This is a genomic window from Gemella sp. zg-570, from assembly GCF_018866345.1.
In the GTDB taxonomy this organism is placed as follows: domain Bacteria; phylum Bacillota; class Bacilli; order Staphylococcales; family Gemellaceae; genus Gemelliphila.
Window position 1 is genome coordinate 831080 of record NZ_CP076443.1, and the last position, 15924, is coordinate 847003.

The window sequence follows — 15924 nt, forward strand, 5'->3', positions numbered from 1 at the left end:
AAATTCACTAACATATTATACTATGTATTGTTTGAAAATACAATAATAATAAAGATTATCATATAAAAAATGAGTAACTTTCGTTACTCATTTTCTGAAATAATTATAAAATCTGAAAAAACATCATTTCCATAAAATAAACCCTTATAAGTTAGCTTAATTATATTATTTTCTAGCGATAAAAAATTTTTACTTATGTTACTCTCAATACTATTCATATATATTTCTCTGGAATTAATATTATATTTTTTATCAATTTCTAATAAATTAATTCCACTAAGCAATCTTAGTCCTAAAAAAAATTCTTCTTCTATTTTTTCTTTTTTTGAAACTTGCGTTATCTCTTTACGAGCATGACCATTTTTTTTCATACTATCAATATAAAACTTAACAGGACCATGATTAGAATATCTAACTCCATCTATATAGCCATGAGCCCCAGCACCGAATCCGTAATATTCAAAATTTTTCCAATAATTTGTATTATGAATACTCTCGTAACCTTTTTTCGAAAAATTACTAACTTCATATTGAGTGAAGCCATTGTTTGTTAAGTAGTCGATAACAGCTGAATACATTTTTTCTTCTACTTCGTTAGTTGGTAATATAACGTGTTTATTTTTCACTTGATTATACAACTTAGTTCTTTGTTCAAGAATTAATGAATAACAAGAAATATGAGGTATATCATAAGAAATTATTTTTTTCATAGTTAAATACAAGTCTTCCATTGTTTGATTGGGTAAAGAAAACATCAAATCAACATTTATATTTTTTATGCCAACTAATTTTAAATTTAAGATTGCATTTTCTACATCACTTTCTTTATGACCTCTGCCAATTACTTTTAGTAATTCATCATTTAAGGTTTGAACTCCCATACTCACTCTGTTAATTCCAAATTTTTTTAAGATATTCACTTTATCTAGTGTTAAATCTTCTGGGTTAGCTTCAAAAGAAAATTCTCTTAATTGATTTATATCTACTACTTGACTAACCGCATTTAATAACAAAACTAACTGACCATCATTAAGAGCACTTGGTGTGCCTCCTCCAATGTATACTGTTTCTATTTCATTCTTATCTTTTATATTTTGAATTTCTTTTATTAAATATTTTATATATTCATCAACTGGTTGATGTTGAATATAAAATTTATTAAAATCACAATAAGAGCATATATATTTACAAAAGGGAATATGTATATATATTCCCTTTTTATTTTTTATTATTTTATTCATCGTCCATTTTTAAAACTGACATAAATGCATCTTGAGGAACTTCTACACTTCCTACTGCTTTCATGCGTTCTTTTCCTTTTTTCTGTTTCTCTAATAATTTTCTTTTCCTGCTAATATCTCCACCATAACATTTTGCCAGTACATTTTTTCTCATAGCTTTTATAGTTTCACGAGATATAATTTTATTACCTATTGCTGCTTGAATTGGTATTTCAAATTGTTGTTTCGGAATTAATTTTTTAAGTTTTTCAACTATAACTTTTCCTCTATTATATGCAAATTCTCTATGCACTATAAAACTTAGTGCGTCAACTTGTTCCCCATTCAATAGTATATCCATTTTTACCAAATTACTTGTTTTATAACCGGTCATTTCATAATCGAAAGATGCGTACCCCTTAGTATTAGATTTTAACTGGTCAAAGAAATCAAATACAATTTCTGATAAAGGCATATCGTAGATAATATTTACCCTTGTTGCGTCAATGTAATCCATATTTATAAAAGTCCCTCTTTTTTTCTGGCACAGTTCCATTACTGAGCCAACATAATCATTAGGTGCCATAATACTAGATTTTACATAAGGCTCTTTTATTTGATTTATTTTTTGTGGGTCGGGCATTTCTGAAGGATTGGAAACATCAATTTCACTTCCGTCAGTTAATTCAACCTTATAAACAACAGAAGGAGCAGTAGCAATAATATCTATATTAAACTCTCTTTCTATACGCTCTTGGATTATTTCCATATGCAACATTCCCAAAAATCCACATCTAAAACCAAACCCTAGGGCTTGAGAAGTTTCAGCATCATACTGCAAGGCAGAATCATTTAATTCTAATTTTTCTAAAGCTTCTCTTAAATCATTATACTTAGCTGAATCAATCGGATATAAACCACAATAAACCATAGAATTTAATTTTCTATAACCAGGTAAGGCTTGGTTAGCTGGATTTTTTAATAACGTTATAGTATCTCCTACTCGAGTTTCACTAACATTTTTTATAGATGCACAGATAAAACCAACATCTCCTACTGTAAGTTCATCAATAATTTTTTCTTTAGGTGTGTGTATCCCTACTTCTGTAACATCAAAAACTCCACCTGTTGCCATCATTTTAATTTTATCACCTGCTTTAACAGTACCATTTTTTATTCTTACTGATACTATAACTCCTCTATACGGATCGTAAACAGAATCAAATATTAAGGCTTGTAGAGGAGCGTTAGAATCTCCCGTAGGCTCCGGTATATATTCTACAATTTGCTCCAAAATTTCTTCGATACCAATACCTGCTTTAGCAGAAGCTAGAACTATATCGTCTGTTGGTAAACCTATTACATCTTCTATTTCTTTTTTTACTTTTTCTGGATTAGCGGCAGGTAAATCAATTTTATTAATAATTGGAATAATTTCTAAATTATTATCAAGTGCTAAATAAACATTAGCCAAAGTTTGTGCTTCTATGCCTTGTGCCGCGTCAACAACTAAGATAGCTCCTTCACAAGCAGCCAAAGAACGAGATACTTCATAGGTAAAATCTACATGTCCTGGTGTATCTATTAAATGTAGTATGTATTCCTCATTGTTTTTTGAAGTATATTTTAATTGAACTGCATTCAATTTTATTGTTATACCTCTTTCTCTTTCTATATCCATAGAATCTAAAAGTTGAGCTTTCATTTCTCTAGACTCTATAGCTTTAGTTTTTTCTAAAATTCTATCTGCCAGCGTTGACTTGCCATGGTCGATATGGGCTATAATAGAAAAATTTCTTATTCTTTTTTGTCTTTCTTTTCTTTTATCCATCAATTTAATCCTTTAAATTCCAATTTTTGAAAAATAGTCTTTAATATCATTATAAGAAAAACCATCTCTTAACAACTTCTCAAGTATTTTTTGTTTTAAAATATACTTGTCTTCATAATTTTTACTAAATTTTGTATATGCTTTATCATAATATTTTTTTATTATAATTTCATCATTATTTTCTTCAATATTATCTTCAAAAAAAATTTTAAAGACAGAATTTATTATATCAAAATTATAGCCATTTGAATAAAGTTTATTTGTTATTTTTTGAATTTTTTTATTTTTTGATTCTGAATTTTTAAGATATTCTTTTTTTATAATTGAATAAATATTATCGCATTGGATTTCATAAGTACAAATTTTTAAAATAGAACTATCTATATAAGATTCTTTTATTCCTTTTTCTAGCAATTTTCTTTTTATATAGCTAGGCCCTTTTTTCTTTATAGTAACACTATCTTTAGTATATAAGTCTGTAAATTTTATATCATTAATATAATCTAATTTCTTTAATTTTTCAATAGCGTATTGTATTTGATTTCCTAAAAAATTATTTTTAATAAGATAATTTTCAATTTCCTGCTCTGTACGTAAACCATAACTTAAATAATTTAGACCTTTAGAAAAGGCTTGTTCGTTTTTTTCGTCTGATAAAATATTTAATAATTTTTCTTCTGATATTTCACCTTTCTTTATTAAATTATTATTCAATAAAGTATTTTCAGAGATAAATATGGGTTCTCTACTATCAAAGTCAAGTTTATATTTTTTTTTAAATTTTATTATATTAATTATTTTCATTATTTTTTACCATTAAAAAATTTTCTACATCAGGATAAATACTTTCTATTTCTTCGATATTATCTATATTATACCAATGTGTATCTGGCATTTTATTTCTAAACCAAGTTATTTGACGTTTGGCAAATCTTCTTGAGTTTTTTGCTATATCTTCTTCAAGAAATTCAAGATTTTGATTATTATTTAAGTAATTAACTACTTCTTTGTAGCCAATAGAATTAAGTGCTTGAAGTTTATTGCCATATTTATTTATAATAGATTTTACTTCTTCTACAAGTCCTTCTTTTAACATAATATTTACTCTAACATTTATTCTATTGTAGATAATTTCTCTTTCTCTATTTAAAACTATGATATGAGGATTGTACCTATAATAAATTTCTGTTCCCTTATTATTTTCTATCAATGATTTACTTTCGTAAATAGCATATTTATAAGCATTAACTATTCGACGCATATTTTTTTTATCAATTTTTTCGTAGGTTTCTAAAAAATTTTCTTTTAGATATTGTAACATCTCTTCTAGGGATATATTATCAATATTAAAATCTTTATTATAATTTGAAAATTCATAATTATATAAAATAGCATTCATATAATATCCGGTACCACCAACTAAAAGAGGTATTTTCCCCCTTGAGTAAACTTCTTCAATTTTTCTTCTAGCTAGATTTTGAAATTCATATACAGATAAATTTTCTATTGGGTCTAATTCATCTATCAAATGATGTTTTATTCCTTGCATTTCTTCTTCTTTTATTTTTGCCGAACCTATATTGAAATCTCTATATATTTGAACGCTATCCACAGAAATTATTTCACAATTAAATTTTTTTGCTAGTTCTATACTAAGATTTGTTTTTCCAACTGATGTTGCTCCAACAATAGCTATAACTGGTATATTCATCTTTTCTTCCTACTTATATTATTAAACTATTCTTTTAAACATTTTTTCTAAATCTTTTTTTGTAAGTTTACTTATTATCGGTCTGCCATGAGGACAAGTAAATGGATTTTTACAAGAATATAAATCTGAAATTACTTTTTCCATTTCTAAATGTGTTAAATATTGATTAGCTTTTATAGAAGCTTTACAACTAGCCATTGCTATGGCATCATGTCTAAGTTTTAATATATCAATATTTTTATCAGAAGAGACTTTGTCAATAATACTTCTTATGATATGCTCTGCGTCATTTTCTATCCAAGTCGGATATTCTCTAACTATATAAGAATTATTACCAAATTCTTCAATAACAAGACCTAAGCTATTTAATTTTTCAGATATATTTTTTATATTTGCCACTTCTTCGACTGAAAAATTAAAAGTTATAGGTATTAATAATTGTTTGGAAATATTTTTTGATTCTGAAAATATTTTTTGAAATTTCTCAAAATTGTAACGTTCCTGTGCTGCGTGCTGGTCTATTAAATACAAATTCTCTCCAGCTTGTGCCAATATATAAGTTTTAAATATTTGTACTAAAACTGATAATTGAGGTAAATTTATTTTAGTATATTTAGAATTTTTTTCCTCAATATTGCTTAAATATCTGTCCTCAATTTTTTCTTCTACCTTTAGAGTATTTTCTTCAAAATTAATATTATAATTTTTATAAGATTGGTCTGTAAAATTATCAAATTTATCTTCTGTATTTATTTCTACATTTTTATCACTTATCCTTTGATTGTAAGAAATATTATTAATTATTGAATCTAAATAAGGACTATCTTTGGCAACAAATTCTTTATCCAAATCATTTGAAAAATCTAGTTGCTTAGAATAATCTTTACTTTTATTACGCAAAACATTATTAATTCCATCTGGTATATAGGTGTTTTCTGATAATCTTTCTGATATAGCATCTTTTATTAGTGAAATTAATTCATATTCTTTTGAAAGTCTAATCTCTTGTTTTGTTGGGTGAACATTAACATCTAAGAGAATAGGATTCATATTTATATTTATAACTGCAATAGGAAACCTGTTTTTCATCAAAAATGTTCCGTAGGCATCTGTTATAGCATTTTGAATAGCATAATTTTTAATATATCTACCATTAATAAAAATATTTATATAATTTTTATTCGCCCTAGTTTCCTCTGGTTTTGACACATAGCCATCTATTTTATAGTCATCACTTGTTGCCTTAAATTTAAGCATATTTTTTGCAACAGTAAGACTATATATTTTAGAAATAATTTTATGAATATTATTATCTCCGTATGTTTTTAACAATATTTTATCATCAACTATTACTTCAAAAGCTATATTAGGATAAGATAGAGCTAGCTTATTAACTACATTCATTATATTTGCTTGTTCTGTATAAGAATTACGTAAATATTTTAATCTAGCTGGAGTATTATAAAATAAATTTTTCACGCTAATATCTGTTCCTTGTATAAGGGCATAATATTCTGTTTTTACAATTTTACCACCTTCTAGTATAAGACGCTTACCTTGTTCATCAGAAGCACAACTTTTTATATCAATATTACTAACAGAGGCAATACTTGCTAATGCTTCTCCCCTAAAACCCAAAGTTTCTATGTGGAATAAATCATAATCTGTACGTATTTTACTTGTTGCATGCCGCATAAATGCTTTTTCCATGTCATTATTACTAATGCCACTACCGTTATCAATAATTCTTATTTCTTCTATTCCAAATTCTTTTATTATAATTTTTATGTTTGTACTCCCAGCATCAATAGAATTTTCTAGTAATTCTTTGACAACTGAGGCAGGTCTTTCAACAACTTCTCCTGCTGATATTTTATTGGAAAGTTCAGCTGATAAAATATTTATTTTGCTCATTATTTACCTCCCTTCTATTCCTATTTATTCAATTAATTTATTTTTCAAATCATTTAACACTTGTAATGCGGCTAATGGCGTTGTGTTAAACAAATCTAATTCTTTTAATATTTTTTCGATATACTGATATTTTTCATTATTATCATCTAAATCAAATGATAACATCTTGTATTCATTAGAAATATTTTCATTTATCTTAGAAGTATTAATATCTTCGTTATCTTTTTCTAAGTTTGTTAATATTACATTTGCTTTATCTATAATTTCTTCTGGCAAATCAGCTAATTTAGCAACATGAATCCCGTAACTTTTTTCTATTGCTCCTGGTATCACCTTGTATAAAAATATGAGTTCTCCCTTATCTTCTTTAGCTGAAACGTGAATATTTTTAATTCCTGCTACCTCTTTTCCTAATTTCGTCAATTCATGATAATGAGTTGAAAATAAAGTTTTACACTTTATATTATTATTAATATATTCTAAGATAGATTGTGCTAGTGCAATACCGTCGTATGTTGATGTTCCTCTACCTATTTCATCAAATATTAATAAGGATTTGTCAGTTGATTCAAGCAAGGCATTTTTAGCTTCCATCATTTCAACCATAAAAGTTGATTTTCCACCAGCTAAGTCATCAGATGCCCCAATTCTTGTAAATATTTTATCAAATATTGGTATATTTGCACTACTACATGGAACATAAGAACCTATTTGTGCAAGAATTACTATTAATGCTAATTGCCTCATATATGTTGACTTACCAGACATATTCGGACCTGTAATTAATAAAACATTATCTTTAGTATCAAAAACACAATCATTGCTAATATAAGATAAATCTCCTACCATTCTTTCTACTATAGGATGTCTACCATTAACTATATTTATACTTCTATCACTATTAAAAATAGGCTTCACATAAGAAAATTCTTCTGAAACATTGGCAAGAGAAATATATACATCTAAATCGCTAAGTCTATCTGCAAGTTTTTGTAAATCTTGGATATAATCTCTTGTCCTTGTTTTTATATCTTGAAATAATGCTAATTCTAAATCTTCAATTTTAGAATTTGAATTTAATATGTAATCTTCAACCTTTTTAAGTTCTTCTGATATATATCTTTCACAATTAGAAAGTGTTTGTTTTCTAATATAACCCAAACTTTCTATATCAATATTTTTTAAATTTGCATTAGATATTTCTATAAAATAACCGAAAATTTTATTGTATTTAATTTTTAAATTTTTTATTTCTGTACGCTCTTTCTCTCTAGTTTCTATTTCTATAAGCATATTATTACAATTTTCTTGAGCGTTTCTATAATTATCTAATTCTACATTAAAACCTTCTTTTATTACATTACCACTCTTTACTGTTTGACCAGCATTATCACTTATTGCTTTTTGTAAGTATTCTTTTAAGTTATCTAGTTCAAAAATTTTATTATTTAATCTTGTTATATTATCAGATTTAATACTAGAAAGAATATTTTTTATCTCTGGTATTTTTTCTAAGGTAGTTTTCAAATTAACTAGGTCTTTAGGCGAAACAATATTATAAGAAATTTTTGTCGCTATTCTTTCTAAATCATAAACTTTTTTTAAAAAGTTTTGAATTTCCATTCTTTCAAAATAATTTTCAATAAAATCTGTAATAATATTTTGGCGATTTATAATTTCTTCTAAATTAATTAAGGGATTTTCTAGCCATTTTTTTATTTTTCTAGCTCCCGTAGCTGTTTTTGTTCTATCAATAACGCTTAAAAGAGAACCTTTTTTAGAACCGTTTGCCATATTTCTTGTAACTTCTAAATTTTTTATAGAATAATTAGTCATATAAACGTAGTTATTTTTAAAGTATACTTCAAAATCTTTTATGTTGTCTACATTCATATTTTGGGTTTCTTCTATATATTTTAGCAAGTTATTAGCAGAAATTTTTAAATAATTATCAGAAATAAGTTCTGTTTTACTAAAATGTAAATCTTTATCTAAATTTATTCTAGTTATATATAAATTTCTTAAAGTCAAATTTTCTATATTAATATTTAAAATTTCTTTTATATTATTTTTTAATATTTCATCAAGTAAATCATCAATATTATTTAATACTGTGCCCCTACTATCCCCAGTCATAATATCTATAAAGACTAAATAATATTTATTATCAAAAAAATAAACACAACCTATATAATTATTTTCATCTAAATTTTTATAGTTCATGTATGTCCCAGGTGTTATAACTTGAACAACTTTTCTTTCAACAATTTTGCCTTGTCCTGCTTGTGAAACTTGTTCACATATAGCTACCTTATGACCATTATTAACTAAAACATCAATATAGTTAGAAGCAGAGTGAAATGGGACACCACACATAGGTATTTTAGATTCTACTCCTGCATCTCTTCCAGTCAAAGTTATCTCTAAAATTTTTGATGCTTCTATTGCATCATCAAAAAACATTTCATAGAAATCACCTAGTCTATAAAATAAAAAAGTATCCTTATAATTTTCTTTAATTTTTAGATATTGTTCAATCATGGGAGTATATTTCAAAAAAATCACCTCTTTATTATCTGTATTCCATTATCTTTTATTGAATTAAAATTTACTCTATTGTATAATTATTGCAAAAAAGGAGTTGAAAATTTGAAAAAGTTTATTTTAGAAAAAAGTAATATCTCTTTATTAATACTTTATTTTTTACTATCCTTTATAAGCATAAGTTCAATATTTTTTGCTGAATATATTAATGAAAAAACTCCAACCTTATTTTTAAAACAACTTGTATTTTATATTGTAAGTTTCTTCTTAATATATCTTATACAAAAAATTTCTATATCAACATACGAGAAAATGAGTATTTTATTTTATCTATTTACAACAGTTATTCTTGTTTTATTAATATTTGCACCTGAATCAATAGCTCCTACAATAAATGGAGCAAAGGCTTGGTTTAACTTCGAAATATTAACCATTCAACCGTCTGAATTTGCAAAAATATCAACACTTGCTATTTTAAGTTACTTAATAATACAAGAACATTTTAAAAAAATTTCTGATATTGCCAAACTACTTGAACTAGGTATTATAATATCTATTCCATTAATTCTTATCATTAAAGAAAATGATTTAGGTAATGGATTATACTTTATATTTTTATTTTTAGCACTAGTCTTTTTAGTTTGCAGTAGAAGTAAAACACTATTTATTATATATAGCAGCATTTTAGGATTTATAGCTTCAATAATATTGCTTGCAATTTATTTTCCTACTTTTTTAAGTAATATAGGAATAAAACCATATCAATTAAAAAGATTATTGTCATGGTTAAGACCAGAAGATTTTACCTATAATTTTTCATATCAAATAACTCAAGTTCTTAATGAAATGTCTACTGCTGGTCTTTATGGTAGTTTTTCAAAAAATATCAACTATATAGACGAGCAATTTAATGATTTCATTTTTTCTGTAATTGCTAAAATTTATGGTTTTGCAGGTGCTACAATTTTTATTTTTATATATTTTATATTTTTATACAAAATAATAAGAATTTCTAAAAAATGTCAACACGGCAATTTTAGTTACTATTTTATTTTACTAACTGTCTTTAGTTTCAGTTTTCAATTCATAATAAACACATATTCATCAACAGGATTAATACCTGTTATCGGTGTTAGCTTACCCTTTATAAGCTACGGAGGAAGTTCACTTATAGCTAATTCTATATTATTTGGTATTATTTTAAAGATAAATAATACTATCTACAAAGAATTAGCTGAAGATGAAGAAAACGAAGAATATATTGATTATTAAAAATAATTTTAACAGGATAATTTTTAAAATTATCCTGTTTTTATATTACTTACAAGCAAATTTCAGAAATGAATTTTTCATCAACAGACGTTAAAACTTTTTTTATTATTTCTTTAGCTGATAAGTAATCTCTAATATCAATTATTGAATTGTGTGTATGAATATATCTACCACATATTCCTATCACAGCTGTTGGAATACCTAAAAGTGATTTATGTATTGCTCCACCATCTGTTCCACCAGGAGATGTAAAATACTGATATTTTATATTATTGTCTTTAGCTAAACTAACTATTTTTTCTCTAAGGTTAGCTCTTAATACCATAGTTCTATCCATAAGTCTTACTAAAAATCCTTCTCCTAGTCTCCCGTTTGAATTTTTGTTGCCGTCCATATCATTTGCAGGACTACAGTCAACAACTAAACATAAATCTGGTTGAACTTTATTAGCAGCAATTTTTGCTCCACGCAAACCTACTTCTTCTTGAACAGTAGCACAGACTACTAAATTAAAGTCTAATTCAATATTATTTAATTCTTTTAATAAGTCTACTATCATGACACAACCGTATCTATTATCAAATGCTTTTGCCATTAAACGATATTGTGATAAGCGTTCAAATTCTGTTCTAGGTGTAGCGAATGCTCCCTCATTAATACCCCATTCCCTAACTTCATTTTCAGAACTTGCACCTATGTCTAATGTCATTTCACTAATTTTTACTGATTGCTGACTTCCTCCTACAAAATGTTTAGGTATAGACGGAATAACTCCTACAAATTTTTCTCCGTGATAATTAGTTATAGTGAATTTTTGTGAAAGTAATACATCTTCTCTAAAACCACCTAAAGGTTCAAATTTTAAAAACCCATTAGATAATATTTTTGTTATCATAAATCCTACTTCATCCATATGGGCAGCAATTAAAACTGTTTTTGACTTAGGATTTTTTGAATCTTTATATGCGTATACTCCGCCTAAATTATCTCTTTCTATCCTGTCAACATAAGGACTTAAATTTTCAATTAAATAATTTGCTACTTCACTTTCAAATCCTGATGTTGCATCTAAATCTGTTAATTCTTTAAAAATTTTTATTGAATTCTCCATGTTTCCCCTTAATTTTTTATACTTTTTTTATTGAAATTATTTTATTTTCTAATTTATTGAAAACTACTGTATAATTTTTATTTTTGTAATCCGTAAACGAAAATTCTAAGTAGTTGTTTTCAGGTAAATTAAAACACCAACTATCTCTTATTTCATAGCCCATTTCTAATATAGTTTTTTTACATTCTATTATATAATCATCTTCTTTTTTCAAATTATTTATTTTTTTATATACTGGATAAGTACATAAACCTAAAGCACATAATAAAGCTATTTTTTTTAACTTACTCATAACAAACATCTCCTTTATCTAAATTCATCACACAAGATAGTAAAAATTTTCTCGTCAAAAGATATATCTTGTTTTGATATGGATTTAAATCCTTCATTTTCACTTAAATTTTGTTCGAAAGCTTTTTTATTATCGTTTTTATATATTATACCTGTAACTAAATCATTATACTCATCTAAAATTCTGTATGCTTCATACTTATTAGTATAATCATAATTTTCAAGACTATCTAATTCTGTTAAATTTTCTTTAAACCACTTAGGAGTATTCTTATAATTATAAGTATGGCAAGGACTAAATACATTAACAAGAGAAAAGCCCTCATGAGCGATAGCTTGCTCTAAAATATTTACTAGTTGTTTCATATTACCAGTAAATGCTTGGGCTACGAAAGTCACATCAGCTGAAAGAGCAATTTTCATAGGAGATATAGGGGTATCTAATGAACCGTCTAAGGTAGTTGTTGTTACAAAACCTAAATCAGACCTTGGAGAAGCCTGAGATTTTGTCAAAGCATAAAGTTGATTATCCATAACTACATAAGTAATGTTGATATTCCTACGCATTGCATGAATAGCGTGATTTAAGCCGATAGCATAACCATCTCCATCACCTCCCATAGCAACAACTGTCAAATCTTTATTTGCTAACTTTATTCCTTGTGCCACAGGCAGAGACCTTCCATGTAATCCTTGTACTCCATAAGCTCTAGTGTAACCACTAATTTTCCCTGAGCAACCTATACCAGCAGAAATTACCAAATTATGTGGTTCTATTCCTAAACCTACTACTGCCTTATTTATACCAGCAAGGACAGAAAAATCTCCACAGCCTGGACACCAATCAGGTTTAACATCATTTCTATAATTTTTTAATGTAACCATCTATTTTCCTCCCTAGTAATTTCTTCTATAATTTCATGACAATAAAAAATATCTCCATTATATTTTCTTATGCTATTTAATTTTTTTGCTAAATCTAAATTAGCTTCTAAAATTGTTTTTAATTGAGCATTATAATTATGCTCTACTACATATACATTTTTATATTTATTTATTATATCTTCTATTTTGCTAGAAACAGGAAAAATTTGTCTTATGTGTAATGTGTCAACAGAAATATTTTTTTCTTTAAGGAGGCTTGATACTTCATCTATTGTGCCACAAACAGAATTAATACCAATTAACAAAATATTATTTTCATTATCATAATTTTTATATACAAAAGGTTCTTTAGCAAATGCCAAAGCTACTTTTTTCATTCTTTTTTCTGTTTGTTTTTGACGTATTATTGGATTTTCAGAAGGTAACCCATATTCTGAATGTTCCGAACTATTTGCATTGTGAATACCTCCTATTTGTCCTGGAATTGCCCTATTAGAAACTAAGTCTTCTAAATCATAACGTTTGAAATAAACTGTATTTTCTAGTTCAGCTATTTCTTCTTCTGTCAGCAATTTACCCCTATTAATTTCTACATTAGAAAAATTAAAATATTTAACCGTTTCTTTATTCATAGAAAGTTGTAAATCAGATAAAACAACTACTGGGCTTTGATAAACTTCTGCTAAGTTAAAAGCTTCTATCATTATATTAAAACTATCTTCAACACTTGTTGGAGCCAAAACTATTCTTGAAGCATCACCTGCTCCACCATAAACAGAATGGAAAATATCTGATTGTTCTATTTTTGTTGGTAATCCAGTTGCAGGTCCGCCCCTTTGAGCGTCATATATAACGACAGGCTGTTCACTTATTGTGGCTAAACCTAAAAATTCTGTCATCAATGCCATACCTGGACCAGATGTTGCTGTCATAGCTCTAGCTCCTGCATAACCTGCTCCCAAGACTACACCAAGTGCCGCAAGCTCATCTTCTGTTTGAATATAGGCTCCGCCAAATTTACTTAAATTTTCAAACATATATTCCATAACTTCTGTTGCAGGAGTAATTGGATAACCTGCGTAAACTCTGCAGCCAGCAGCCAAAGCACCTATAGCTGCAGCATGATTACCTATTAACCACATATTATTTTTTTCTTTTTTATGTAAAACTTTCAAATAATATTCATCAGTAATATTATTTTTTTCCACGTATTCAGTCATTATTTCACGACCTACTTCAAAGGCTTTAATATTACTTTCTACTACATCTTGTCCCTTGCTAGAAAATTTATTTTCAATCATTTCTAAAAAAAGATTTGTTTCTATATTTAATAGCTTTGAACATATTCCTAAAGTAATTAAATTTTTAATTATGGGACTTGATATTTCTTTAGCTAATTTTGTGATTGGAAATACAGCAACTCTACAAAAAATATTTTCAGGAATTATTGGTTTTATATTATCATCAACTATAATAATACTATTATCATGTAATTCATCTATATAATTTTCTAGTGTAGCTTGGTCAAAAGCTAATAAAATATCAGTTTTATATTCAATAGATTGTTTTTTAATTTCATTAATACAAATTTTACTGGTGCTATGCCCACCCTTAATTCTACTCGAAAAATTTCTTGTAGAATACATATTATATCCCAAACTATTTATTACAGTAGAAAAAATTTCAGCCGTACTCTCAAGACCTTCGCCTTGTTCGCCACCTATTTTCCAAGATAATTTATTTATCATTCCAAATCTCCTTCAATAGAAATTTTAAAATTTAAAAATAATAACTATTTTATTAATTATTATTTACATTATTCAGTACTTATAATATCATTACATTATAGCATATTTTATTTATTTTTTCACTTTATTTAGAAAGGATAACTATGAGAAATTTAATAAATAAACTACGTCCAAAAACTATAAGTGAAGTTGTCGGACAAAAACATCTAATCGGTGATGGTAAAATATTAACTAAAATTATCCAAACAAATAATATGTTTTCTTTTATATTATACGGGCAACCAGGAATAGGAAAAACAACAATAGCTTCAGCCTTAGCTAACGAATTAAATTTTAAATTTAAAATTTTAAATGCTGTAAATTGTTCTAAAAAAGATTTAACAGATGTTATAGAAGAATCCAAAAGATTTAAAAAAATTATTTTATTATTAGATGAATTTCACCGTTTAACAAAGCCTCTTCAAGATATACTATTACCAGAAATAGAATATGAAAATATATTTGTTATAGGCTGTACAACACAAAATCCATATCACAGTGTAGCACCTGCTATTAGGTCAAGATTAAAAATATTTGAATTAAAACAAATTGAGAAAAAAGAAATATATACTTATTTAAGAACAATAAGTAATAACATTGAAATTTTTAATAAAAATATTAATATAGATGATGAAGTCTATAAAATAATATCACAAAATTCTTATGGAGATTTAAGATTTGCTATTAATACCTTAGAAATAATATATAATATTTCTGAAGAAAATGAAGTTATAAGTAAGGAAAAATTTTTAAACTTATCCTTGGGAAATTTTAAATCTTATGACAAAGATGGAGACTATTTTTATAATGCTATAAGCGCCTTACAAAAATCAATTAGAGGTAGTGATGTTGATGCTGCCCTTTATTATCTAGCACTACTAATTGATAGTGGAGATTTGGAAACTTTATGCAGAAGATTATATGTTATAGCTTATGAAGATATTGGTTTAGCTAATCCTAATATTGGTTCATTCGTTCATGCGGCAATAGAATCTTCAAAATCATTAGGCTTACCAGAAGCAAGAATACCACTTGCTAATATAGTAATTCAACTTGCTTTATCACAAAAATCGAATAGTGCTATGGTGGCAATAGACAAAGCACTAACAGAAATTAAAAACAATCCTAAATTTGAAATACCAAATCATTTAAAAGATAATCATTATAGCGGAGCAGAAAAACTAGGTGCAGGTCTTGGTTATAAATATCCTCATAACTATCCTAATAATTATATAAAACAACAATATCTTCCTAATAATTTAATTAATAAAAGATTTTATGAACCTAATATATCAAATAAAAATGAAAAAATTTTAAAATTATATCAAGATTTTCTTAAAAGTTTAAAATAAAAGTAT

At 26.3% G+C, this 15924-nt stretch carries 12 protein-coding genes; 2 read left to right on the top strand and 10 right to left on the bottom strand.

What is annotated here, in order from left to right:
- Positions 1-83: 83 nt before the first annotated feature.
- Genes hemW through mutS form a run of 6 tightly spaced genes read right to left on the bottom strand, consistent with a single transcriptional unit; the run spans position 84 to position 9241 of the window.
- Positions 84-1241: a radical SAM family heme chaperone HemW gene (hemW, locus tag KMP11_RS04265; protein ID WP_215755981.1), complete on the bottom strand. Its 1158-nt coding sequence runs from the start codon at positions 1239-1241 to the stop codon at positions 84-86.
- On the bottom strand, positions 1234-3051 hold the full coding sequence (gene lepA / locus KMP11_RS04270; RefSeq protein ID WP_252344654.1) for a translation elongation factor 4: 1818 nt from the start codon (positions 3049-3051) through the stop codon (positions 1234-1236). Before lepA ends, hemW begins: the two co-directional genes overlap by 8 nt.
- A 12-nt stretch (positions 3052-3063) precedes the next feature.
- Positions 3064-3855, bottom strand: a complete 792-nt coding sequence (locus KMP11_RS04275; protein WP_215755980.1) for a regulatory protein RecX — start codon at positions 3853-3855, stop codon at positions 3064-3066.
- A complete protein-coding gene (miaA, locus tag KMP11_RS04280) occupies positions 3842-4762 on the bottom strand; it encodes a tRNA (adenosine(37)-N6)-dimethylallyltransferase MiaA (RefSeq protein WP_215755979.1) in 921 nt (306 codons plus the stop codon). The genes KMP11_RS04275 and miaA overlap by 14 nt, the downstream gene beginning before the upstream one ends.
- Positions 4763-4783: 21 nt before the next feature.
- Entirely contained in the window at positions 4784-6676 is a 1893-nt protein-coding gene (gene mutL, locus KMP11_RS04285; RefSeq protein ID WP_215755978.1) for a DNA mismatch repair endonuclease MutL, read from the bottom strand.
- A 24-nt stretch (positions 6677-6700) separates the two neighbouring features.
- Positions 6701-9241 (bottom strand): DNA mismatch repair protein MutS, encoded by a 2541-nt coding sequence (mutS, locus tag KMP11_RS04290; RefSeq protein WP_253195934.1) that lies wholly within the window; start codon positions 9239-9241, stop codon positions 6701-6703.
- 84 nt (positions 9242-9325) lie between these two features.
- Between mutS and KMP11_RS04295 the strand changes: the two genes are divergently transcribed.
- The gene (locus KMP11_RS04295) at positions 9326-10492 is read left to right on the top strand and encodes an FtsW/RodA/SpoVE family cell cycle protein (protein WP_215755976.1); all 1167 of its coding nucleotides are present in this window, start codon (positions 9326-9328) and stop codon (positions 10490-10492) included.
- 49 nt (positions 10493-10541) lie between these two features.
- Here the strand turns inward: KMP11_RS04295 and KMP11_RS04300 are convergent, their stop codons facing one another.
- From KMP11_RS04300 to KMP11_RS04315, 4 genes are read right to left on the bottom strand one after another with little or no spacing between them, the layout of a single operon-like run.
- On the bottom strand, positions 10542-11603 hold the full coding sequence (locus KMP11_RS04300; protein ID WP_216279541.1) for a M42 family metallopeptidase: 1062 nt from the start codon (positions 11601-11603) through the stop codon (positions 10542-10544).
- Positions 11604-11619: 16 nt separating this feature from the next.
- The gene (locus KMP11_RS04305; protein ID WP_216279542.1) at positions 11620-11895 is read right to left on the bottom strand and encodes a hypothetical protein; all 276 of its coding nucleotides are present in this window, start codon (positions 11893-11895) and stop codon (positions 11620-11622) included.
- A gap of 14 nt (positions 11896-11909) precedes the next feature.
- Positions 11910-12779, bottom strand: a complete 870-nt coding sequence (locus tag KMP11_RS04310) for a 2-oxoacid:ferredoxin oxidoreductase subunit beta (protein ID WP_215755973.1) — start codon at positions 12777-12779, stop codon at positions 11910-11912.
- On the bottom strand, positions 12767-14527 hold the full coding sequence (locus KMP11_RS04315; RefSeq protein ID WP_215755972.1) for a 2-oxoacid:acceptor oxidoreductase subunit alpha: 1761 nt from the start codon (positions 14525-14527) through the stop codon (positions 12767-12769). The genes KMP11_RS04310 and KMP11_RS04315 overlap by 13 nt, the downstream gene beginning before the upstream one ends.
- A gap of 137 nt (positions 14528-14664) precedes the next feature.
- On the opposite strand from KMP11_RS04315, the gene KMP11_RS04320 reads away from it, so the two are divergent.
- Positions 14665-15918, top strand: a complete 1254-nt coding sequence (locus KMP11_RS04320) for a replication-associated recombination protein A (protein WP_253195981.1) — start codon at positions 14665-14667, stop codon at positions 15916-15918.
- The last annotated feature ends 6 nt before the right edge of the window (positions 15919-15924 follow it).

Excerpts from the sequence above, each read along its gene's own strand:
- lepA (WP_252344654.1), bottom strand. The coding sequence starts at position 3,051 with ATGGATAAAAGAAAAGAAAGACAAAAAAGAATAAGAAATTTTTCTATT.
- miaA (WP_215755979.1), bottom strand. The coding sequence starts at position 4,762 with ATGAATATACCAGTTATAGCTATTGTTGGAGCAACATCAGTTGGAAAA.
- KMP11_RS04310 (WP_215755973.1), bottom strand. The coding sequence starts at position 12,779 with ATGGTTACATTAAAAAATTATAGAAATGATGTTAAACCTGATTGGTGT.
- KMP11_RS04315 (WP_215755972.1), bottom strand. The coding sequence starts at position 14,527 with ATGATAAATAAATTATCTTGGAAAATAGGTGGCGAACAAGGCGAAGGT.
- KMP11_RS04300 (WP_216279541.1), bottom strand. The coding sequence starts at position 11,603 with ATGGAGAATTCAATAAAAATTTTTAAAGAATTAACAGATTTAGATGCA.
- KMP11_RS04275 (WP_215755980.1), bottom strand. The coding sequence starts at position 3,855 with ATGAAAATAATTAATATAATAAAATTTAAAAAAAAATATAAACTTGAC.
- KMP11_RS04305 (WP_216279542.1), bottom strand. The coding sequence starts at position 11,895 with ATGAGTAAGTTAAAAAAAATAGCTTTATTATGTGCTTTAGGTTTATGT.
- hemW (WP_215755981.1), bottom strand. The coding sequence starts at position 1,241 with ATGAATAAAATAATAAAAAATAAAAAGGGAATATATATACATATTCCC.
- mutL (WP_215755978.1), bottom strand. The coding sequence starts at position 6,676 with ATGAGCAAAATAAATATTTTATCAGCTGAACTTTCCAATAAAATATCA.